Source organism: Agromyces intestinalis, from assembly GCF_008365295.1.
In the GTDB taxonomy this organism is placed as follows: Bacteria; Actinomycetota; Actinomycetes; order Actinomycetales; family Microbacteriaceae; genus Agromyces; species Agromyces intestinalis.
This window is the reverse complement of record NZ_CP043505.1, coordinates 2,740,202-2,760,769: the sequence shown is the minus strand read 5'-3', so window position 1 is coordinate 2,760,769 and position 20,568 is coordinate 2,740,202. Positions and strand designations below refer to the sequence as shown.

General features: G+C 70.3%; 16 protein-coding genes. 3 read left to right on the top strand and 13 right to left on the bottom strand.

What is annotated here, in order from left to right:
- Positions 1-24: 24 nt before the first annotated feature.
- The 7 genes from FLP10_RS12510 to FLP10_RS12480 form a co-directional block, all read right to left on the bottom strand.
- A complete protein-coding gene (locus FLP10_RS12510; protein WP_168209194.1) occupies positions 25-3,648 on the bottom strand; it encodes a beta strand repeat-containing protein in 3,624 nt (1,207 codons plus the stop codon).
- Positions 3,649-3,865: 217 nt separating this feature from the next.
- Entirely contained in the window at positions 3,866-5,059 is a 1,194-nt protein-coding gene (gene tuf, locus FLP10_RS12505; RefSeq protein ID WP_149161161.1) for an elongation factor Tu, read from the bottom strand.
- A gap of 130 nt (positions 5,060-5,189) precedes the next feature.
- Positions 5,190-7,304: an elongation factor G gene (gene fusA / locus FLP10_RS12500; RefSeq protein ID WP_149161160.1), complete on the bottom strand. Its 2,115-nt coding sequence runs from the start codon at positions 7,302-7,304 to the stop codon at positions 5,190-5,192.
- Between the two features lie 87 nt (positions 7,305-7,391).
- Positions 7,392-7,862 carry a 30S ribosomal protein S7 gene (gene rpsG, locus FLP10_RS12495; RefSeq protein WP_149161159.1) on the bottom strand — a complete coding sequence of 157 codons (471 nt, stop codon included), beginning with the start codon at positions 7,860-7,862 and terminating at the stop codon, positions 7,392-7,394.
- The gene (gene rpsL, locus FLP10_RS12490; protein WP_056734914.1) at positions 7,862-8,236 is read right to left on the bottom strand and encodes a 30S ribosomal protein S12; all 375 of its coding nucleotides are present in this window, start codon (positions 8,234-8,236) and stop codon (positions 7,862-7,864) included. The genes rpsG and rpsL overlap by 1 nt, the downstream gene beginning before the upstream one ends.
- Before the next feature lie 331 nt (positions 8,237-8,567).
- Complete coding sequence (locus FLP10_RS12485) at positions 8,568-9,230, bottom strand: spermidine/putrescine ABC transporter substrate-binding protein (protein ID WP_149161158.1); 663 nt, start codon at positions 9,228-9,230, stop codon at positions 8,568-8,570.
- 10 nt (positions 9,231-9,240) lie between these two features.
- Positions 9,241-9,720: a DUF6121 family protein gene (locus FLP10_RS12480; RefSeq protein ID WP_149161157.1), complete on the bottom strand. Its 480-nt coding sequence runs from the start codon at positions 9,718-9,720 to the stop codon at positions 9,241-9,243.
- Positions 9,721-9,831: 111 nt separating this feature from the next.
- Between FLP10_RS12480 and FLP10_RS12475 the strand changes: the two genes are divergently transcribed.
- Positions 9,832-10,554 carry a hypothetical protein gene (locus FLP10_RS12475; protein WP_149161156.1) on the top strand — a complete coding sequence of 241 codons (723 nt, stop codon included), beginning with the start codon at positions 9,832-9,834 and terminating at the stop codon, positions 10,552-10,554.
- Between the two features lie 71 nt (positions 10,555-10,625).
- Positions 10,626-11,225 carry a hypothetical protein gene (locus FLP10_RS12470; protein WP_149161155.1) on the top strand — a complete coding sequence of 200 codons (600 nt, stop codon included), beginning with the start codon at positions 10,626-10,628 and terminating at the stop codon, positions 11,223-11,225.
- Positions 11,226-11,232: 7 nt separating this feature from the next.
- Here the strand turns inward: FLP10_RS12470 and FLP10_RS12465 are convergent, their stop codons facing one another.
- The 3 genes from FLP10_RS12465 to FLP10_RS12455 form a co-directional block, all read right to left on the bottom strand.
- Entirely contained in the window at positions 11,233-11,580 is a 348-nt protein-coding gene (locus FLP10_RS12465; protein WP_149161154.1) for a hypothetical protein, read from the bottom strand.
- Positions 11,577-12,482 carry a T6SS immunity protein Tdi1 domain-containing protein gene (locus tag FLP10_RS12460; protein ID WP_149161153.1) on the bottom strand — a complete coding sequence of 302 codons (906 nt, stop codon included), beginning with the start codon at positions 12,480-12,482 and terminating at the stop codon, positions 11,577-11,579. The genes FLP10_RS12465 and FLP10_RS12460 overlap by 4 nt, the downstream gene beginning before the upstream one ends.
- 144 nt (positions 12,483-12,626) lie before the next feature.
- Positions 12,627-12,989: a hypothetical protein gene (locus FLP10_RS12455; protein ID WP_149161152.1), complete on the bottom strand. Its 363-nt coding sequence runs from the start codon at positions 12,987-12,989 to the stop codon at positions 12,627-12,629.
- 188 nt (positions 12,990-13,177) lie between these two features.
- On the opposite strand from FLP10_RS12455, the gene FLP10_RS12450 reads away from it, so the two are divergent.
- On the top strand, positions 13,178-13,798 hold the full coding sequence (locus FLP10_RS12450) for a TNT domain-containing protein (protein ID WP_168209193.1): 621 nt from the start codon (positions 13,178-13,180) through the stop codon (positions 13,796-13,798).
- Positions 13,799-13,879: 81 nt separating this feature from the next.
- Here FLP10_RS12450 and FLP10_RS12445 read toward each other — a convergent pair whose 3' ends face one another.
- The 3 genes from FLP10_RS12445 to FLP10_RS17845 are packed head-to-tail and all read right to left on the bottom strand — an operon-like array spanning position 13,880 to position 20,568.
- Entirely contained in the window at positions 13,880-14,302 is a 423-nt protein-coding gene (locus FLP10_RS12445; protein ID WP_149161150.1) for a hypothetical protein, read from the bottom strand.
- Positions 14,295-14,582 (bottom strand): hypothetical protein, encoded by a 288-nt coding sequence (locus tag FLP10_RS12440; RefSeq protein WP_149161149.1) that lies wholly within the window; start codon positions 14,580-14,582, stop codon positions 14,295-14,297. Before FLP10_RS12440 ends, FLP10_RS12445 begins: the two co-directional genes overlap by 8 nt.
- Positions 14,583-14,586: 4 nt before the next feature.
- Positions 14,587-20,568 carry a polymorphic toxin type 15 domain-containing protein gene (locus tag FLP10_RS17845; protein WP_149161148.1) on the bottom strand — a complete coding sequence of 1,994 codons (5,982 nt, stop codon included), beginning with the start codon at positions 20,566-20,568 and terminating at the stop codon, positions 14,587-14,589.

The window sequence follows — 20,568 nt, the reverse complement described above, 5'->3', positions numbered from 1 at the left end:
GCCACTTGAGGATCTGTCAGCACATCAAGGCCTCGAGATTGGACGGGTCCGCCGCCGACTCGTCCGTCGATGCCCGCTGAGGAGCAGGGTTCCGGCTCCAAGCACCGCCAGAGCGAGCCAAGTCGCACCACCCGTCTCCACCCCGGTGGCGGCGACGCCTGTGCTGCCTGCGACGCCTGCGCCGCCCGGGACGCCTGTGCCGCCCGGGACCGTCCCGCCGTTGGTCGGCGCCGCGCAGGGCTCGGAGGCGAGGTCGGGCTGCGGGAACCGGAACGCATCGGATGGATTGATGCGCGCCTCGACCGTCGGCAGCACGTCGAGGTGGTCGTGGAAGTACATCGGGATGCCGACGGTGCCGGTGATCTCCTGTCCCGGCGCCCAGTCGGACGGCACCGCCACGTCATCGACACCGAACGCACCGTCGGCCAGCAGCGCCTCGGTGTCGGCCGGGTCGATCGTGGTGTCGCGCGCGAGGTAGGTCTCGTCGCTCCACCAGATCAGGGCGATCGGCCCGGCGGGCGCCTGGATGTAGCCGGTCAACAGGATGCGGTAGTCGAAGTATCCGCCGGTCGGCGTGCAGTGCGGGATGCCGCTCACCTCGATGGCGGGCTCCCCGTCGCACAGCTGGGGGTACAGCACCTGCGTCGCAGCCACCGGGTGGATGTACGCCCCGCCGCCGTCGTACCCGGTCAGCGTCTCGCGCGGCCCGCACTCGGAACCCCAGTCGTTGGCATCCCGGGCATCGACAGCCACGACGCCGTCGATCAGCTCGTTCGTCGCGTCGGCGTCTTCGCCCTGCTCGGCGTTGGCGACCGTCACGATCGCGGTGGAGTCGGTCGGGAAGGCGTTGCCCGAGACCTCGACGGTGTCGCGCAGCGTGCGCTCGGCGCTCGGATTCGGCGGCGCCAGCGGGGTGCCGAGATCGACGGTGCTCACCGACCCGACACCGACGAACGGCCCGTCCCCCGTGAACACGTTGTCGACCACGCTGATGCCCGAGCTCGACGCCGACTGCGTGTCGAGGTTGAACCAGGTCGTCGTCACGAAGATCGCCGCCTGCGGCGTTGCCGGCGGGACGGCAGGGTCGGCGCCGGGCGCCGTGAAGTCGATGCGATTGCCCTCGACGGTCACGTCGTGCGCCGGCTGCGCGGTGATGACGTGACTCGTTGCGCCGCTCACGGAGTTGTTCCGGAACGTGACGTCGAACGCGCCGAGCGGCAGGTGGATCCCCACCGGAGTGGTGGCGAACGTGCTGTCCTCGATCAGGATGTCGCTGCTCACGATCCGCTGGTCGGGAGGCGTCGCCGTGGGGTTCATCGTGAAGTTCGCGATGCCGCCCAGATTGTCGTGCACGAACGCGTCGCGGATCACGACCCCGGTCGCGCCCTCCGCGTAGGCGAGCGCCCAGCAGGTCATCCCCGAGAACTCGAGGTGTTCGGCCACGACGCGGGTGGTCATGTCGAGGTAGAGCCCCTGACTCGCGCCTGCACCGGCCACCTCGCTCACCGCCAGCCCGTTCGTGTAATAGAACCGCACGACGCTGTTCTGGCCCGAGGGGCAGACCGTCTGGGAGCCGCCCGTGCTCGTATAGGAGACCCGCTCGACGGTGACGTTCTCGTTCTCGTGGCCGAACACCCCGTCGCCGCTCCCCGTGATGACGCTGTCGCGGAGCACCGCGCCGTCGGTCTGGCCGAAGTACACGCCGACCACGACGTCGGTGATCGTCGCATTCGTGATCGTGGGGCCGGCCAGTCGGTCCGCGGGGAACCCTGCGACCCGCGTCGAGAAGATGCCGTTGGTGAGCGCGTCGACGACGACGCGGTCGATGGTCGCACCGTTCGAGCGCGCCGTCGTGATGCCGGTGTTCGTGGGCGCCGTTCCCGGGCCGGTGACGGTCACGTCCTGCACGACCGGTTGGGACGCACCGCCGAGGTTGACCCCGAACCCCGAGGTGCCGGGCGCGATCGTGACCTCGCTGTCCTCAACACGAATGCCGGCCGACGTGTTGGCGACGGGAACGACCACACCGCTGCGCACCCCTTCGGCCCGGAGCCCGGTCACGGTCGCCGACCCCGTCGGCGATGCGTTGGTCGAGATCTCGACGGCGATCGTCGTGATCGCCCCGGCGGCATTCGTCCGACCCCGCACGGTGACGTCGGTGACGACCGCGTCCACGGTCGATCCGATGCTGATCCCGGTGACGAATCCGTCGAACTCGCTGCCGGTGATCACGAGGGGTGCGGCGTTGTTCGCTGCCGCGACCAGCACCGCGCTGCGGAAGCCCTGCACGGTCGCGCCCACGATGGTGACGGCGCTCGCATTGGCCACGTTGATGCCGAGGATCCCGGCGTTGGTCGTCGGGTCGCCGAGGCGGGTGATCTCCACGTCGGAGATCGACGCCCCCGTCGTCGCGCCGAGCGAGATGCCGAGCGTCGCCGCCTCGATCACGACCCCGCTCACCTGCGCACCCTGACCGGCGTTCGTCGCCGTCGTGACGACACCGTTCGTGACCCCGGTGAGCGTGGTGTCGGCGATCGTCGCTCCGCTCGAGTTCAGCAGAGTGATGCCGTTCACCGCACCGGTGATCGTCGTGCCGATGATCGACGCCCCAGTCGTCGCACCGAGCGAGATCCCGAGCGTCGCTGCCTCGATCACGGCACCGGCGACCTGCGCCCCGGGGCTCGCGTTCGCCGCCGTGGTGATGATGCCGTTCGTCGCGCCCGTGATCGATGCGCCGGTGACGTTCGCGCCGCTCGAGGTTGCGAGGTTCGCGCCCGTGGCGATCCCGAGCGTCGTGAGCCCGGCGACCGTCGCACCGACGGTCGCGTTGAGGTTCACGGCGGTTCCGCCCGTGCGCGGCGTCACCGGGTCGTTGGCGACCTGCAGCCCGGTGATCGTCGGCGGGCTGGTCGATGTCACGTTCACCGTGATCTGGCTGTTGGCGGTCGGGGTGAGGACGATGTTCGGCGTGAACGTCAGCGCGTCACCGGTGAAGTTCAACCGCGCGAAGAAGAGCTGCGTCTGCTGCGCGGCATCGATCGTCACCGGCTGGGAGCGGGCGAACGCCGCCGTCGTGAAGCGGAACGCGGTGCCCGGCGTGTTGTCGATGTGGATGGTGGAACCGGCGGGCGCCTGTGCGAGCGCGGTCAGGAACGTGACGCGCGTCCCCGGGTCGGTCTCGCCGTACCATGCGATCGCGAGCGAATCGGCCAGCACGGCGTCGTCGAAGCCGACGAGCGCCTCCGGGGCGATCGCCGCCGCAACAACCGCAGCGGGAGCCGCCGACGCGGCGATGGGCTCGGCAGGTGCGACCGGCTCGGCCGTCTCCGCCGCGATCGGCGGTTGGAACGCGACAGGAGGTGCGGATGCCTCGGGCACCGGATCATCGGATTCCTCGGGCACGGGATCATCGGATTCCTCGGGCACGGGATCGTCGGATGCCTCGGGCACCGGTGCATCGGATACCTCGGGCGCGGGCTCTTCAGATGCCTCGGGTGCCGGCTCTTCTGCCGGATCGGCGGCACCTCCCGGCTCCGCCAGCGCCTGCGTCGCAGCCGGCGCACCGTCGTGATCGGTGCCGTCGGCCGCGCTGGCCGCGGTGGTCGGCGCGACCAGGAGCGCGAGCGCGAGGACTCCGACGGCCGTCACGCGGGTCGACGTCGAGCCTCCCGGCGAGCGTTGCTTCGAGTCATCCGAGCACGTCCGCTGTCGTGCAAGCATCGATACCCCCCAGTTCGACGTCGCGTTCGACTTTACCGATCCCGTGCGGCAATGTCACGGAACGGAGGCTCGCCACCTGATCCGGGTACGACGAGAGGGGCCGGGCCCGAAGGCCCGACCCCTCTCAGGATCGGTGTAGGCGAACCTACTTGACGATCTTGGTGACCGTACCGGCACCGACCGTGCGACCACCCTCACGGATGGCGTAGCCGAGGCCCTCCTCCATAGCGATCGGCTGGATCAGCTCGACCGTCATGTCGGTGGTGTCGCCGGGCATGACCATCTCGGTGCCCTCGGGCAGCGTGATGACGCCGGTGACGTCCGTGGTGCGGAAGTAGAACTGCGGACGGTAGTTCGCGTAGAACGGGTTGTGGCGGCCGCCCTCGTCCTTCGAGAGGATGTACGCGGTGCCCTCGAACACGGTGTGCGGGGTGATCGAGCCCGGGGCCACGACGACCTGGCCGCGCTCGACGTCCTCACGCTTGGTGCCGCGCAGGAGGAGGCCGCAGTTCTCGCCGGCCCACGCCTCGTCGAGCTGCTTGTGGAACATCTCGATACCCGTGACCGTGGTCTTCTGCGTCGGGCGGATGCCGACGATCTCGACCTCGGAGTTGATCTTCAGCGTGCCGCGCTCGGCGCGACCCGTGACGACCGTGCCACGACCGGTGATGGTGAAGACGTCCTCGATGGGCATGAGGAACGGCTTGTCCTTGTCGCGCACCGGGTCGGGGATGGACTCGTCGACGGCCTCCATGAGGTCGAGGACCGACTGGGTCCACTTCTCGTCACCCTCGAGCGCCTTGAGGCCCGAAACGCGAACGACCGGAGCGTCGTCGCCGGGGAAGCCCTGCGACGAGAGCAGCTCGCGGACCTCGAGCTCGACGAGCTCGAGGATCTCCTCGTCGTCGACCATGTCGGCCTTGTTCAGCGCGACCAGCAGGTAGGGCACGCCGACCTGCTTGGCGAGCAGCACGTGCTCACGCGTCTGGGCCATCGGGCCGTCGGTCGCCGCGACCACGAGGATCGCGCCGTCCATCTGAGCCGCACCGGTGATCATGTTCTTGATGTAGTCGGCGTGACCCGGGGCGTCGACGTGCGCGTAGTGGCGCTTCGGCGTCTCGTACTCGACGTGCGAGATGTTGATCGTGATGCCGCGCTGGCGCTCCTCGGGAGCCGAGTCGATCGACGCGAAGTCGCGCTGCACGTTGGTCGCCGACGGGTACTTGTCGGCCAGGACCTTGGAGATCGCCGCGGTGAGCGTGGTCTTGCCGTGGTCGACGTGACCGATCGTTCCGATGTTGACGTGCGGCTTGGTCCGCTCGAACTTGGCCTTAGCCACTGTGGGTCCTCCTCAGGACTACATGCAACCTCGCCGGGCGCCGGATTGCGCTCGGTGGGCTACGGGGTGTGTGTTATATGTTACGCGACCCGGTCGGGCTGCGCTCCCAGGCAGAATTCCCTGAAGGAACTCACTCGCCCTTGTTCTTCTGGACGATCTCGTCGGCCACAGCCTTCGGGACCTCCGCATAGCTCTCGAACTCCATCGAGTACACGGCGCGGCCCGAGGTCTTCGACCGCAGGTCGCCGATGTATCCGAACATCTCCGAGAGCGGGACGTGCGCACGCACGACCTTCACACCGGCGGCGTCCTCCATGGACTGGATCTGGCCGCGGCGCGAGTTCAGGTCGCCGATGACGTCGCCCATGTACTCCTCGGGAGTACGGACCTCGACGCTCATCAGCGGTTCGAGCAGAACGGGGCCGGCCTTGCGAGCGGCCTCCTTGAAGCCCATCGAGCCGGCGATCTTGAACGCCATCTCGGACGAGTCGACGTCGTGCGCCGCACCGTCCGTGAGGGTCGCCTTGACGCCGACCATCGGGTAGCCCGCGAGGATGCCGTACTGCATGGCGTCCTGGAAGCCGGCGTCGACCGACGGGATGTACTCGCGCGGGACGCGGCCACCGGTGACGGCGTTGACGAACTCGTAGTTCTTGTCGCCCTCGACCTCGAGCGGCTCCAGCTTGAACTGGATCTTCGCGAACTGGCCCGAACCACCCGTCTGCTTCTTGTGGGTGTAGTCGTGGCGCTCGACCGTCTTCTTGATGGTCTCGCGGTACGCGACCTGGGGCTTGCCGACGTTCGCCTCGACCTTGAACTCCCGCTTCATGCGGTCGACGAGGATGTCGAGGTGCAGTTCGCCCATGCCCTTGATGACCGTCTGGCCGGTCTCGGGGTTGAGCTCGGTGCGGAACGTCGGGTCTTCCTCGGCGAGCTTCTGGATCGCGGTGCCCAGCTTCTCTTGGTCGGCCTTGGTCTTCGGCTCGATGGCGACCTCGATGACCGGCTCGGGGAAGGTCATCGACTCGAGCACGACCTGGTTGTCGGGGTCGCACAGCGTGTCGCCCGTGGTCGTGTCCTTCAGGCCGATGACGGCGTAGATGTTGCCCGCCGTCACCGAGTCGACCGGGTTCTCCTTGTTGGCGTGCATCTGGAAGATCTTCCCGATGCGCTCCTTCTTGCCCTTCGTCGAGTTGACGATCTGGGCACCCGAGTCGAGGTGGCCCGAGTACACGCGCACGTAGGTGAGGCGACCGAAGAACGGGTGCACGGCGACCTTGAACGCGAGCGCCGCGAACGGGTCGTTGGCGTCGGGGTGACGCTCGATGATCTCGTCCTCGTTGCGCGGGTTGCGACCCTCGATGGCCGGCACGTCGAGCGGCGACGGCAGGTAGTCGATGACCGCGTCGAGCATCGGCTGCACGCCGCGGTTCTTGAACGCGGAACCGCACAGCACCGGGTAGATCTCGGAGTTGACGACCATCTTGCGGATGGCGCCCTTGATCTCGGCGATCGTGAGCTCCTCGCCGCCGAAGTACTTCTCGAGCAGCGCGTCGTCGGTCTCGGCGACGGTCTCGAGCAGCACCTGACGGTACTCCTGCGCCTTCTCGACGAGGTCGGCGGGGATGTCCTGGACCTCGTACTTGGCGCCCATGGTCACGTCGCCCTTGGCATCGCCCGGCCACACCAGCGCGCGCATCTCGATCAGGTCGACGACGCCGATGAAGTCGTTCTCTGCGCCGATCGGCAGCTGCAGCACGAGCGGCTTGGCACCGAGACGGCTGACGATGGTGTCGACGGTGAAGTAGAAGTCGGCGCCCAGCTTGTCCATCTTGTTGACGAAGCAGATGCGGGGCACGTTGTACTTGTCGGCCTGACGCCACACGGTCTCGGACTGGGGCTCGACGCCCTCCTTGCCGTCGAAGACGGCGACCGCGCCGTCGAGCACGCGCAGCGAACGCTCCACCTCGACGGTGAAGTCGACGTGGCCGGGCGTGTCGATGATGTTGATCTGGTTCTTGTTCCAGAAGCAGGTCACGGCGGCAGACGTGATCGTGATGCCGCGCTCCTTCTCCTGCTCCATCCAGTCGGTCGTCGAGGCGCCGTCGTGCGTCTCGCCGAGCTTGTGGTTGACGCCCGTGTAGAACAGGATGCGCTCGGTGGTGGTGGTCTTGCCGGCATCGATGTGGGCCATGATGCCGATGTTGCGGACCTTGCTCAGGTCGGTGAGCACGTCTTGTGCCACGGGGTTCCTCCGGGATGGTTCAGGAACGAAAGCGGGTGGGGGTGAGCGGATGCCACGTGCTGGGCTCGTGGCATCCGCTCTGCCCGACTACCAGCGGTAGTGGGCGAAGGCGCGGTTCGACTCGGCCATCTTGTGCGTGTCTTCGCGGCGCTTGACCGCGGCACCCAGGCCGTTCGACGCGTCGAGGATCTCGTTGGTGAGACGCTCGGTCATGGTCTTCTCGCGGCGAGCCTTGGCGTAGCTGGTGAGCCAGCGCAGCGCCAGGGTGTTCGCACGGTGCGGCTTGACCTCGACGGGGACCTGGTAGGTCGAGCCGCCGACGCGGCGCGACCGCACCTCGAGGGTGGGGCGCACGTTGTCGAGGGCCTTCTTCAGGACCACGACGGCGTCCTGGCCGGACTTGGTCGCCACGTTCTCGAGCGCCTCGTAGACGATGCGCTGGGCGAGGTCCTTCTTGCCGTCGATGAGGATCTTGTTGACGAGCTGGCTGACGACCGGCGAGCCGTACACCGGATCGGCGACGACGGGGCGCTTCGGAGCGGGACCCTTGCGAGGCATTACTTCTTCTCCATCTTCGCGCCGTAGCGGCTACGAGCCTGCTTGCGGTTCTTGACGGCCTGCGTGTCGAGCGCACCGCGGATGATCTTGTACCGGACACCGGGAAGGTCCTTCACACGACCGCCGCGCACGAGCACCATCGAGTGCTCCTGCAGGTTGTGGCCCTCGCCCGGGATGTAGGCGGTGACCTCGGTGCCGTTCGAGAGCTTCACACGGGCGACCTTGCGGAGCGCCGAGTTCGGCTTCTTCGGGGTGGTGGTGTACACACGCGTGCACACGCCGCGCTGCTGGGGGTTGGCCTTCAGGGCGGGCGCCTTGGTCTTGGTGACCTTGGGCGTGCGGCCCTTGCGGACCAACTGCTGAATAGTTGGCACTGCATCTCCTTGTTGTGCTGCACGGTGACAGCGATGATGGGTTTCACATCACGACCCACCGACGCTGCGGATCCGCAGCGCCTTCGGTGGTGGGTATGCCGTGGGGGCCCGTTCCGACGATGGCGCCGGAAGCCCTGTGTGCGCCTCTGAGAGCCTGCGGCCGGCACCCGGTCTCCCGGGCGCATGACGCAGGCGCGCGACAACGCGCACACTCGATCAATGGTAATGCGACGTAACGCGGCGGTCAAATGGCGGCGGATGCTTCGCAGCCGATGTTCGCCGAGGGCGCAGCGTCCACTCAGCTCGGGGCCGGTTCAGCTCGGGGGCGGGCTCAACTCGGCGGGGCACCGCCGGGCCAGGTCGGCGCGTCGAGCTCTCGGTCGAGGTCGGCGAGCAACTCGGCGACCTGCGGCTCGACGAGCCGCTCGACCGCGTTCGAGATGCGGTAGCGGTGCTGGCCGAGCTCGACGCAGATGCGGCGGCCGAGTTGCTTGGCGAACTCATCCGCGAGCCGCACCTCTTCGCGCAGCGCCTCCTTCTCTTCGGGCGTGAACGGGCGCGGCGCCGGCTCGGCGGCCTCGGCGGCGGTCGCGGCCTCGAGCCCCGTCAGGGTGAACAGGAACGGCTGGTCGGGTGCGGGCTCGGGGTCGAGGTCGAGGCCACGGAACTCGGGATCGAGCCCCTCGCCTGCGCGGTACGGGCGGCGCGCCTTGCGCTCCTCCGCAAGCCGGATCTCGCGGTGCAACATCGGCAGGTTGCGGGCGGTGTAGTCGTCGACGGCGTCGTCGATGACGCCCTTCATGCGCATCGAGAAGGCGTGCTGCACGGGGTGCGGCACGTCGACGTCGAGCCCGGCGGCAGCGAGGATCGGCGACCCGAAGCACTTCTGGCAGAGCCGGACGCGGGCTCGGTGCGTGCCCGGGCGCCACCGCGGCAGCCAGCGCAGCCAGCTGTCGACCTCGTGGCTCACGCGCGCCTCGATGGACCCCTCCACGCGGTTCACCCTACTCGGCTCCGTCGCGCTCCCACGGCCAGCGCGGACGATCCATTCCGGCGGCGCGCCCGCGAGCGACGAGCACGGCGAAGGACGCCGCGACCGCGGCGATCACCGGAACCAGCACACCGAACCATCCGATGCCGAAGGCGAACCCGAAGACGACGCTCGCCGCAACCGACCCCGTCGTCGACAGCGCGTGCCCCGCGATCGCGACCACCACGAGCGCCGCCCACGCCGCGAGCGCCGCCAACAGCACCGTTCCGCCGAGCCGTTCGGGCCGGCGGAGCCGGAACCCGAGCACGACGAGCACGGCGGCCACCGATGCGCCGATGGAAAGCGGCCCGACGAGTACGCCGACGGCGGGATCGCCGACGACCTCGGCGTCCGTGGCGAGGCTGACGAGCCCGAACGCGCACACCACGAGCGCGAGGTCGAGCGCGGCGGCGAAGCCGGCGACGACCCACGCGTCGTTCCTCGAGGCGGGCATGCTTCGAGGGTACGCGCCCGATCCGGGCGCCGGCCCGGGCCGGATCGGTCACCGCGCACGCGACCGGTTATGCTGCCCGAGGCGCCGCAGGCGCCCGGAACGCAGGGGATCATGTCGAGCATCGGATACGAGGCGCACGTCGACCGCGCCAAGGTCGCGCGGGCGAAGCGCTGGAACACGGGGATCCTCCTCGTCAGCGCGCTGTTCACCGCAGGGCTCGTCGTCGGCACCGTCGTGATGTTCGTCGATGACGCCTGGCCGATCGGCATCGTCGCCGGACTCGGCGCGCTCGCGGCGCTGCTGTCGGTCATCGCCGCAGTGCAGCGGGGCCGCGCGCAGCGGCTGCTCGTCGCCGCTGACGGCGACCTCGCGATCGCCGTGTCGGACGCCGGCGTTCGCATGGCCGGCGCACCCCTCATCCCCTGGAGCGAGATCGTCTTCGTCGGCGTGCTCGACGACCGCGGACGGTCGGCGCGGATGGCGCGCCTGCCGCTGTCGGGCGTGCTCGCCTCGGCCGCGCTCAAGGCGGGCGGCGGCACCCTGCTCTGCGAACTCGGCGTACGCGACGGCGCCGCGCTCAAGCAGGCCTTCGGCGCCGCACCCGGAGCCGAGCGCGTCAGCCTCTGGGACCCGTTCGACGGCACGCGCCGCGGGCTGATCCCGATGCTGCTCGACGCGGTGCTCGACGACGGCACCGCCCAGCAGTCGGCGCACGTGCTCATGGACGCGGCGTCGCGCCGCGGCATCCCGACCGCCCGCTTCACCGGGATCATGGACTACTTCAACTGGAAGAACCCCATGCTCGACCACAAGTGGCCGACGCCGACGACCTGACGACCCGACCCGCCGACCTGGATGGACCGCCCCGAATGAAGCTCGACCCCTCGGAACTCCCCTTCGCCTCCATGCCCGAGGAGCTGCGCCGGGTGCGCTCGCAGGCGAAGACGATCGCGTCGACCCTGCTGCTGGCCGCGGGTGCGGTCGGCCTCGTCCTCGCGATCGTGAACTACGACTGGCTGCTCGCCGACGCCGCGTCCTGGGAAGGCCGACGCTCGGCCGGTCGCGGGCTCGTCGCGCCCGGAGCGGTGCTCTTCTGCGCCTTCGTCGCCTTCTACGGCGGATACCTGCTCGTGACCTCGTCGCACAGCTGGGAGCGCGTGGCGACCGGCACCCGGCTGCGCAAGCTCACCGCGCAGCAGCTCCGCCTCGCACCGCATGACGCGACCGTGGTGCTCGAGCGATTCCGCAGCGGCGACCCCCGTCTGTACCTGCCGTTGCCCGTCGGCAAGGGCTCGGTCGCGTGCGGCCTGTGGATCGCGAAAGCCGACGGCGTGGCGTACGGCACGGTCAGCGCCAGGGTCGGCAAGGACTGGCAGCCGCTGCCGATCGCGGTGCTGCGCGAGAACGCGTTCGTCGCCCTGCGCGAGGTGCCGCTCGACGGGTTCAAGAACCCGGCGACGCCGGCCGCGGTCAAGGGATTCCTCGACCCGTTCCTGCGCGACTGAGCGGCACTCAGCCCTCGCCGTCGGGCGACCAGCCGGGGAACCCTGCGCAGCCGACCGTGAGGCGGATGAAGCCGTCGGTCTTGTCGGTGAGGATCGCGTAGGACGCGCCCGCGTCGCCGCGGTCGACCGCCTCCTGCATGCGGTCGAGGTTGCGCAGCGCGATCGGCAGCCACTGCGTGAAGGCCCCGTCGGGCAGGCCGCTGGGGTCTTCGGCGAGGATGCCGCGCACCGCGCCGATCGCACGGGTGAGTTCGGGCAGGTCTTGCGGCCGGTACGCGGCCGAGAGGCTGACCGCGACGAGCTCCGTCACGGGCGCCTGCAGGCGCGCGCAGCGCTCGGCCAGCGTGTCGGTCATCGGGTGCCGCCGTTCAGCTCGAACTTCTCGCGCGGCGTGCGCACACCGTCGCGGAACGCGCCGAGCCCGGCCTCGTAGTCGACCGCGGAGCCCACGAACAGCACGCTCTCATCGGGCGCGACGTAGATCTTGCCGCCACCGCGGGCCGCGTGCACGAGGCACACGCCGAGCCCGTCGGGCAGCTCGATCACGTTCAGGGACGGGTTCTGGGTCAGCTTCGCGAACAACTCGCGGCCGACCTGCACCAACCGGACGACATCGACGGGCGCCGTGCTCGCCGCCGAGGCGCCTGCACCGGCCTGGCCGGCCGCGCCGGAGGCATCCGCCTGGTCGCTGTCGAACGCGATCGTGCGCCGCACCTGCGGAACCCCCGCGAGCCGCACGATCAGCGCGAGGTGCTCCCAGAGGCCGCCGAGCTGCAGATGGTCGGCGGTGTTCGGGCCGCCGAGCGCGAGCAGCGGTACGAAGCCGAAGCACTCTTCGAAGCCCGGCACGCCGTCGCGATCGCGCGCGGCCGGATACGGCTCCCACTCCCAAGCCGACTGGCGCTGGGCAGGGTCTTCGATGCGGGCGACCAGCTCGTCGAAGCTCAGCCCCTCGATGACGTCGATCGCACCCCAGCGCGCCTTGACCACCAGGAACAGCCCGTTGACGTGGGCGATCAGGTCGCCGAGTGCGGTGGTGAACAGCACTGTCGCGCCCTCGGGGAACCCCAGCACGCCGTCGAGCATCTCGGCCGCGCGCGCCGGGTCGACGAGCCGGAAGAAGCCGTCGGCGCCGACGACGCCCGCGCCGTAGCGGCGCCACGTCTCGGCGACCTCGGCGGGCACCTGGCCCGCGTACCGCGCGATCGTCTCGTCGGAGATCGGCGCGACCGGGTCGAAGTTGCGGAACGAAGTCATGCGGCGTCTTCCTCGGGTCGGGGAACGGGTGCGCGCTCGCGCGCGCAGTGGGCGCCAGGCGCCCCGGGAAGTCTACCGATCGCCCACCCGCCCGGAATGGGGAGGGCTGCCCATGTGGAATCTCCGCCCGAGGCGCGGCCGAGCTCAGGCGAGCGGCGGCGCGTCGGCCCCGGCGACCAGGAACGGCTCGACGAGAGCGGCGTATGCCTCGGGGGGGATCCGCTCGCGGAGCACGATGCCGTGCGCGGCGGACAGCGTGTCGGATACCGCCGACGACAGGACGCCAGGGCCGGCGGCCGAGAGCGCCTCGTGCAGCGGCTCGAGGGTGGTGCGCACGCGGCGGTCGAGCGCGCTGAAGTCGGCCGCCGACAGCTTCGCCGACTTGCGCGCGGCGGATCGCGCCTTGGCACCGACGCGACGCGCCTCGTCGGACACCGTCGCGAACTGCTCGGGCGTGAACGCCGAGACCGATTCGAGGAAGCGGTCGAGCTCGACCGATGCCGCCATGTGAGACCCCTCGCGTGTTCCCGGGCCTGAGGCCCCGTCCGTGTGCGTGCCGTGCCATCCTCGCATGCAGGCACCGCGCGCGCCGCGAACGCTCTCGACGCACACGGCCGACGTTCGCCGCGGCAGCTCATCCACAACGGGCAGTGCTCCCCATCCGGCCGCGCAGCACAGCCCGATACGCTGTGACCATGTTCGCTGACACCCGACGACAGCTCGACGCCCGCGGCTTCTCCCCCAACGAGGTCCTGCTTCCCGGCGACGACGTGCTGCCGATGGAGGGCGCACTCAAGGTCCGCGCCGACGAGAGCGGGTTCGCGCTCGTCACCGTCGACTACGGGCAGGCGTTCCCCCTGGCCACGGCGGCGACGGCCGAAGAGGCTGTTGGGGTGCTGCTCGAGTACGTCGACCGCGAGCTTCCCGCGCCGCGCACGGCGACCGCCCCCGAGCTGCAAGAGCTGGCGACCGCCGCCGGCCCGCACTACGACGAACTCGCCGGGCGCCTCGGCGGCGGCTCGCTGCTCATCTCGCTGCCGGCGGGGCTCGTGCTCGATCGCATCGGCGCGCTCGACGGGGTCTACCTGTTTCCGGCCGGCACGCCGGTCGAGCGTCGATCGCTTCCGCCGACCGCGCTTCGCGGCGGAGCCCGCCTGCACCGGTTCACGACGGCGGGCGACATCCTGGTGCGCGCCGAGCTCGTCGCAGCCTGGTTCGGCCAGCCCGGCGGCGGTCTTCGCTTCCGACTCGCCGAGGACTTCCGCGGGATCCGCGACCTCGTCGTCACCGGCGCACTGCAGCGCCTCGCAGACTGACCCAGTTCCGCGGCTGTCTCGCCGCGCGCACCCGGGCTCGCGGCCGGTCTCAGCCGGCACCGTCGTTCGGCCGAGTCCCCGTCAGCGGTTGCGGCCCTCGATGGCGAATGCGATGAGCCCTCTGCGGGCTCCGATGCCGTCTGGGACGGTGAGCCGCCATCCGTTGTCGGGGCCGACGAGCGTCAGCGTTCCTGGATCGGATTCGATCTCGAAGCCCGGCGGCAGAATGTCGCCTCGATGAACCAGATGAACGGACGAGCGAAGCTCGAACCGGAGATAGTCGAAGATCAACTCCAGGTCGTCCGTGCGACACACTTCTCGCTCCGCCGATGAGCGCGATTGCACACCCAGCACGAAGTCCGCGCCTCGCGCCCGAACCACGTTCGCCACCTCCATGTCGCTGATGGCATACAACGCACCCGGCTCGTCGAATCGCACGCAGCGCGCTGCGGCGAGCGCGGCCACCAGCCGAGGGTCGGCCGCGAGCTCTTCGACGTCAGGCATCGGGTGCGTCGACGCGGGTCATCCCTGCGATCTTGTCGAAGTTCGGCGTGAAGTACTCGCGACGCACCTCGCCGGTGCGCTTGTCGATGAAGATCGCGAGGTTGTCCATGCGGTTGAACTCGAGCCTGCCGTCGACGATGTACTCACGGGCGCCCCAGTACGGCAGGTAGTCATCGGCGTCCTCCCACCACTCGGACCCGATGTACAGCTGGCCCGAGAGTGCCGGCGGGTGCTCGGCGAAGTACTGCTCGAGCCGCCGCCGCGCCTCTTGGATCGTCACCACGTCACGCCTCCAGATCGCCGGCCGTGTTGCTCAGCCATTCTCGCACCGCTCCGAGCGGGGGGTGCAGCTCGGGGCGAAGCTCGAGGATGCGCGTCAAGACGCTGATGCGCACCGGCGGCACGGGCGGCGGCACGGATGCCTCGAACCTGCGCGCTCCCTCTTCGAGACGCCAGTTCTGATCCTCGAAGATCTGCACCCAGCTGGCGGCCGCCTGCGCCTGTGCGGCGGTCGTCTGCGGATCGTGCAGGACGGCCAGCAGCTCGCCGATCAACTCGTCGTTGCGAGCACGCCACCGGGCGTTCGCTGCGATCTCGCGGTCGATCATCTCGCGGGGCCGGTCGGCCATGTCGTTGTTGCGACGCCACTGATCGATCAGCGACCGCTCGTGCGCGGTGTCGGGCCGCGCAGTCTTGAGCAGCTCAGCGGTCGGAACGAGATCGTCGACGCGCATCACCTCGATGTCGCCGTGCTTGCGGTCGTTGAAGTGCATGAGGTCGAGGTACTTGGACGCGTCGGTGAGCGCGACCTGACCGTCGTAGAGCCGCACGCCGTCGGCCTCCTTCACCACGGTGAAGATGTGCGCGCCACCCTGATGCCACACACCCGAGATGTATCCGCGCCCGCCGACGGGCCACGATGCGGTGACGCTGTCGAGGGCTTCTCGCGCCGTGGCACCGTGGCTGCCGAGCTGCGTGAACTGGCGTCGCGTGCCGTCGGTCTGGACCCAGTCCGACGCGATCGACGGCAGGTGCCGACCCTCGAACGAGATCTCGTAGTCACCGGTGGCCAGGTTGTACTGGACGCTCTGCACGGTCGGGCTCGCGATGACGTCGTACCCGCGGAAGCGGAGTTCGAGCGCGTTCACGACGTAGTGGCAGTTGTTGCTGTATCGGCCGTCGGCGAAGGTTCCCGATTCGACATCGAAGCCCGCGTTCACGCGTTCAATGGATTCCGTGCGGAGTTCGGGGGTGTCGATGTGGGGCGCCCCGGCCTCGTCGAGCTCGGGGTGGTGCATCGTGTCGGGCACTGTTTCGGCGGTGGTGGAGGCGTCGGGCGACGACGCGTCGGGGGTCGAGGCGTCGGGGGTTGACGCGTCGGGAGTCGAGGCGTCGGGCGTCGACGCGTCGGGAGTCGAGGCGTCGGGCGTCGACGCGTCGGGCGATCCGTCCGGGGCGGCAGCGCCACTCGTTCGCGGTGTCGTCGAGTCAGGCGTCGTCGAATCGGGCCGCGTGAGGTCGGACGTGCCATGTGCAACGGCTCCGGTGGCCGCAGACATGCGCGGCGCGGCCGTGGAAGGAGCCGACGAGCTGTTGATGATGCCGGCCGGGCTCCGGGTCTCGACCGAGAGGACGCCGTCGCGAAGCAGGTCGCTGACAGGCACCGCGTTTCCACCGGCGTCGAGCACACGGACCTGGAGGCCGCCGCCGTCGCGCCCGAACGCGGGGGCGATCTCGGAGACCTCGAGCCGCGACCCGGCGGGCAACCGCTCGACCCGGAAGGTGCTGTAGGCATCCCGCAGGTTGCTCGGCGGCAGCGATCGCGCCTCGAACGGCGTGTCGGGGAACGACAGGAAGTCGCCGCCGTCGCCACCCATGCGGTCGAGCCCGTCGCCGTAGTCGGCGATGAACGCGTCCACGTCGTGGTACTCGACGAACGTGCCGAGGTTCGCGCCATGGTTGCCCGGGTAGATCGGCCGACCGTTCGACGTGGTGTAGCGCGACTCCCAGTCTGTACGAGACAGCTGGTTGCCGTTGGAGTCATAGCCGTACTCGGCGGACGGGTCGGTGAGCAGGTGCGCGATCTCGGGCCGGACGTTCGCCGCGCCGGGATGCGTGTATGCGCTGCCGAGCTGACCGCTCTGGCCGGTGGGCCGGACGTCGCCGTAGTTCGGGTCGACCGGGCTCTGGCCGAGGTGGTCGGGCGTGCGCTGCCACCCAGGCCCGTTGTCGGCACCCGAGAGCACCGGGTCGCCGAGTTCGGGGTTCCAGGCGTTCGTGACCGGGGTGCCGGCGCCGACCGCGTGACCGGCGCGCGAACCGGTGGGGGCGGCCGTTCCGGCCGGTGATCCGACAGACGTCGGGGTCGTCGACGACGCGGGAAGCACGTTCTCGGCGCGGAGTTCGACGTTCACCCGGACGTGGGCGCGCAGGTCGGCGTCGATGTCGAAGGTGGCATCGCGCAGGCCGTCGCGGAGGTCCATCACGCGGTAGCGCCACTGGTTGCCGAGCGAACTGTTCACGCCGAAGTCGCCTTCGGCGTCGAACCGGTCGGCGCGACCGCCGGCCACCTGGTCGGGCCCGTGCAGCACGGCCTTGCCGTTCATCGGGACGCCGCCGTCGACGAGCGCCTGGTTCGCCGCCGCCTGCTCGGACTTCGCGACCCGGCCGTGCTGGTCGTAGAAGTCCATGTTGTGCTGGAGTTCGGCCATCGTGAGCTGGTTCAGCCCCTGCTGCTGCAGGTCGACCTGGCGCTGGAACTCGGCCCAGTCGTGCTTCGGGTTCGACATCTCGAAGGCGTCGACCTCGATCGATTCCTTGAGCGAGTACGAACCGTCTTCGTTGCGCACGATCGGCGAGTCGGGCTGCGCCGCGAGCGTGTCGAGGCGCACACGCGTCTCGGGCGTGAGCTCGGGAATCTGATACCCGTTGAAGGTGGTGCCGCCGCCCTGCGATCCGTCGGATGCGTGATTGGGGGCGACCGTCGCCTGGCTGGCCCAGGTCGACGAGGCAGCGCGCGCGTCGGCGGTCGCCGCCGCGGTCTTCGGCGCGCCGTTCGCGTCAGGGCTCGTGCCAGCGGGCGTCGAACCCCCGGGGTTCGCGCCGTCGGGCTTCGAGCCCGCCTCGGGCTTGACGAACGGCTTGGACCCGTCGGGGTTGGTGACGTGCTCGGGGCGGATCGAGGCGTCCCAGTTCGTCGCCGTCGGCTCGTGCGGCGGGAACGGCGTGCGAGTGCCCGTCTGCGCGTCGAGCGCCCACACGGTCGTGCCGTCGAAGTACGCGTTGAACCAGTGGCCGTCGCCCACCGAGCGGTCGACGCCGATCACGGCATGCGCGCCGGCACCCTGCGCCCGCAGCGACGCGTCGATCTGCGCCGGCGTCAGGGACGTCTGCGGCAGGCCCGTGCGCGCCTCCATCTCGGGGATCTCGAGCGTGCCGGTCGAGGCCTCGGACGTCGCGTTGCCGTTCAGGAAGTCGAACAGGTTCGACGAGGTGTTGCCGCAGTTCGTCGCGTACCCGTTCACCGGGTCGGACGGGTCGTAGTGCGGGTTGATCTCGCCGAGGGCCTGGTCGATCTCGGCGAGCGTGCGCTCGGACACCGCGGAGTGCTGCGATCCCTCGTTGCCAGCGGCATCGGACTTCGAGTCGGCGGCCGTCGAGTCGGCGCCCGTCGAGTCGGCACCGTGCGTGGGGGCACCGTGCGGGTCCGCGCCCTGCGAGGGGGTGCCGTTCGCGTCGGGCGATCCGGCCTCGGGCGTGCCGGCCGAGCCGTGCGAGGCCGGCGATGCGGGGCTGGAACCGTTGCCGGAGCCGCCGTTTCCGGTCGGCGCCGCCTTGCCGGGAGCAGCCGGCGCGGCCGGGGCGTGAGCCGTCGCCCCGCCGAACAGCGAGGCCGCAGCGGCGGGCTTGGCGAGTGCGGCCACGCCGGCCGCGGCCGCCGCTGCGCCGCCGCCGACGGCGGCGACGTGCTCGGGTGCGATCGCGTCGCCGTTCGAGGTCGCCTCGCCCGCCGCGGTCGTCGCCTCGGCGTCGGGGCCGGATGCCTCGGAGGCCGGTGCGTCGGCGTGCGCGGCGACGTCGGCGTGCGCCGCGATATCGGCGTGCGTGGGAACGTCGGCATGCGCCGCAGCCGCAGCCGGGTGCGCAGCAGCATCGCCATACGCCGCGGCATCGGCGTGCGCGGAAGCGTCGGCGTGCGCGGCGACGTCAGCGTGCGCCGCGATATCGGCGTGCGTGGGAACGTCGGCATGCGCCGCAGCCGCAGCCGGGTGCGCAGCAGCATCGCCATGCGCAGCAGCATCGCCATGCGCCGCAGGATCGGCGTGGGGCGCGGCATCGGCGTGAGGCGCAGCATCAGCGTGTGAGCCGGGCGCCGTGGCGTCGACTGCCGCGGACGTCGCATGTGCCGCGGGGGACGCGTCAGGCGTCGAGTGCGACGCGACATCGGGCGTCCCGCCATTCGAAGCCGCATCAGGGACACCGTGCGACGCGACATCCGGCGTCCCGCCATGCGACGCGACATCCGGCGTACCGCCATGCGACGCGACATCGGGCGTACCCCCATGCGAAGCCACCTCGGGAGCGCCGTGCGACGCCACATCGGGCGTGCCGCCGTTCGAGACCGAGCCGGCATCGGGGGTCGACACGCTGACATCGACACTCGCGGCCGCGGGGGTGCCGCTGCTGCCGCCCGAGGCCGAACCGGCCGCGGGCGAGTCGATGTCGACGTGCACGCCGCCACCGCCCTGCGCAGCGCTGGCACCGCCGCTCGACGAGACGGCCGCGGGGATGCTCGATGCATCAGCGTGCGCGTTCGCACCGCCGCCGCCCTGACCCGACGAGCCCGAACCTGCGCCAGCGCCCGCAGGAGTGGGCGCCTCGACCGACGGGTTCACCGTCGTGGTGCCGCCGGGCGTGCCGGGACCGGACGACGAGCCGTTGCCGTGGCTCGGCAGCACCGCCTTCACGCCGTGACCGGCTGCGGTGAGGCCGCCCCCCAGCAATGCGCCGAACGCCATGCTGGAGATCGGGTTGAACTCCTGGCCCGTCATACCGGACTCGGCGAGGGCGCCGGCGAAGCCGTCGGCTGCACCGCCGACGCTCTCGCCGAAGATCTCGCGAAGCACGTTCGGGTTGCCGTGGCCGCCGGTGCCGCCGAGCACCCTCGAGATGGGCGCGGCGATGGCGCCGCCGGCGAACGCCGACACGAAGGCGACGCCGACGTCTTGCGGCGTGTAGTCCTTCTCGTTCGCGCGCACCTTGTTGACGACGCCCGCCGCGAACGCGCTCGCGAGGCCGGCCTGGACGCCCTCCTTCGCCATGCGCAGCGCCCCGCGCACCAGAACACCCGAGATGCCGCGCAGGCCCGCGAGGAACGTCTTCAACCGCATGATGAGCTGGGCGATGTTCTGGCACCAGCGCAACACCGTCGACGCGGCCTTGGCCGCGGTGGCCAAAGCGCCGATACCGGCGGTCAGGACGCTGAGCACGCCGCCGATGGCCAGGTCGGCGGCGAGCTCGATGGCCATCTGCCGGAGGAACCAGCCCAGCTCTTCACGCGTCTTGCGGAGCTGGGTGCGGAAGTCGGAGATCCACTGCTTCATCGCGTCAGCGCTGTCAGCGAGCTTGTCGATGCTCTCGGCCAGCCCTTGACGGCAGCTCAGCATCGAAGACTTGTGCGCCGGCGGCAGCGTCGCCGCGCTGACGTTCGTCATGCTGCCGGCGATGCGCGTGTGCGCACTGTGCAGGCTGTTGCCGAACGCACCCCAGGCGTCAGCCGCCTGCTGCAGCTGGCCCTCGTCACCCGTGGGGATGACGACGCCGAGCTGGTGCAGACCCCACTCGAGGAACTCCTGGAACTCGCCCAGCGGACCGGGCCAGCCGGGGCCGAGCGCGCTCGGCACCCGGGTCGTCGACTGGTCGAACGTCGGGGTCGATTCGGCCGGCTTCGCCGACGACGCGTCGAGACCAGCGCCCGGCTTCTGCGCGGCGTCGTAGGCTCGCGCCGTGTTCGACAGTGCGGAGTCGAGCAGGCGCAGGCCGTTCGTGACCGAGCGCACCGCGTCGATCGTCGGACCGGCGACGGCGTCGTAGCCGTCGCCGCCCTCGCAGAACTCTTCAGCCGAGTCGTCGTCGCCGGCCATGCCACCGAGGCCCGAGAGCCGCGACGTCAACGTCGAGATCGCGCTGTCGACGCTCTGTGCGATTCCGTAGATGTGATCGCCGTCTTGAACGAGACGAGCGGGGTCGAGTTTCACCTGCGCCAT

Excerpts from the sequence above, each read along its gene's own strand:
- FLP10_RS12460 (WP_149161153.1), bottom strand. The coding sequence starts at position 12,482 with ATGACTTCGTTCCGCAACTTCGACCCGGTCGCGCCGATCTCCGACGAG.
- FLP10_RS17845 (WP_149161148.1), bottom strand. The coding sequence starts at position 20,568 with ATGGCGCAGGTGAAACTCGACCCCGCTCGTCTCGTTCAAGACGGCGAT.
- rpsG (WP_149161159.1), bottom strand. The coding sequence starts at position 7,862 with ATGCCTCGCAAGGGTCCCGCTCCGAAGCGCCCCGTCGTCGCCGATCCG.
- FLP10_RS12470 (WP_149161155.1), top strand. The coding sequence starts at position 10,626 with ATGCCCGAGGAGCTGCGCCGGGTGCGCTCGCAGGCGAAGACGATCGCG.
- FLP10_RS12450 (WP_168209193.1), top strand. The coding sequence starts at position 13,178 with ATGTTCGCTGACACCCGACGACAGCTCGACGCCCGCGGCTTCTCCCCC.
- FLP10_RS12465 (WP_149161154.1), bottom strand. The coding sequence starts at position 11,580 with ATGACCGACACGCTGGCCGAGCGCTGCGCGCGCCTGCAGGCGCCCGTG.
- FLP10_RS12475 (WP_149161156.1), top strand. The coding sequence starts at position 9,832 with ATGTCGAGCATCGGATACGAGGCGCACGTCGACCGCGCCAAGGTCGCG.
- FLP10_RS12445 (WP_149161150.1), bottom strand. The coding sequence starts at position 14,302 with ATGCCTGACGTCGAAGAGCTCGCGGCCGACCCTCGGCTGGTGGCCGCG.
- FLP10_RS12455 (WP_149161152.1), bottom strand. The coding sequence starts at position 12,989 with ATGGCGGCATCGGTCGAGCTCGACCGCTTCCTCGAATCGGTCTCGGCG.
- FLP10_RS12480 (WP_149161157.1), bottom strand. The coding sequence starts at position 9,720 with ATGCCCGCCTCGAGGAACGACGCGTGGGTCGTCGCCGGCTTCGCCGCC.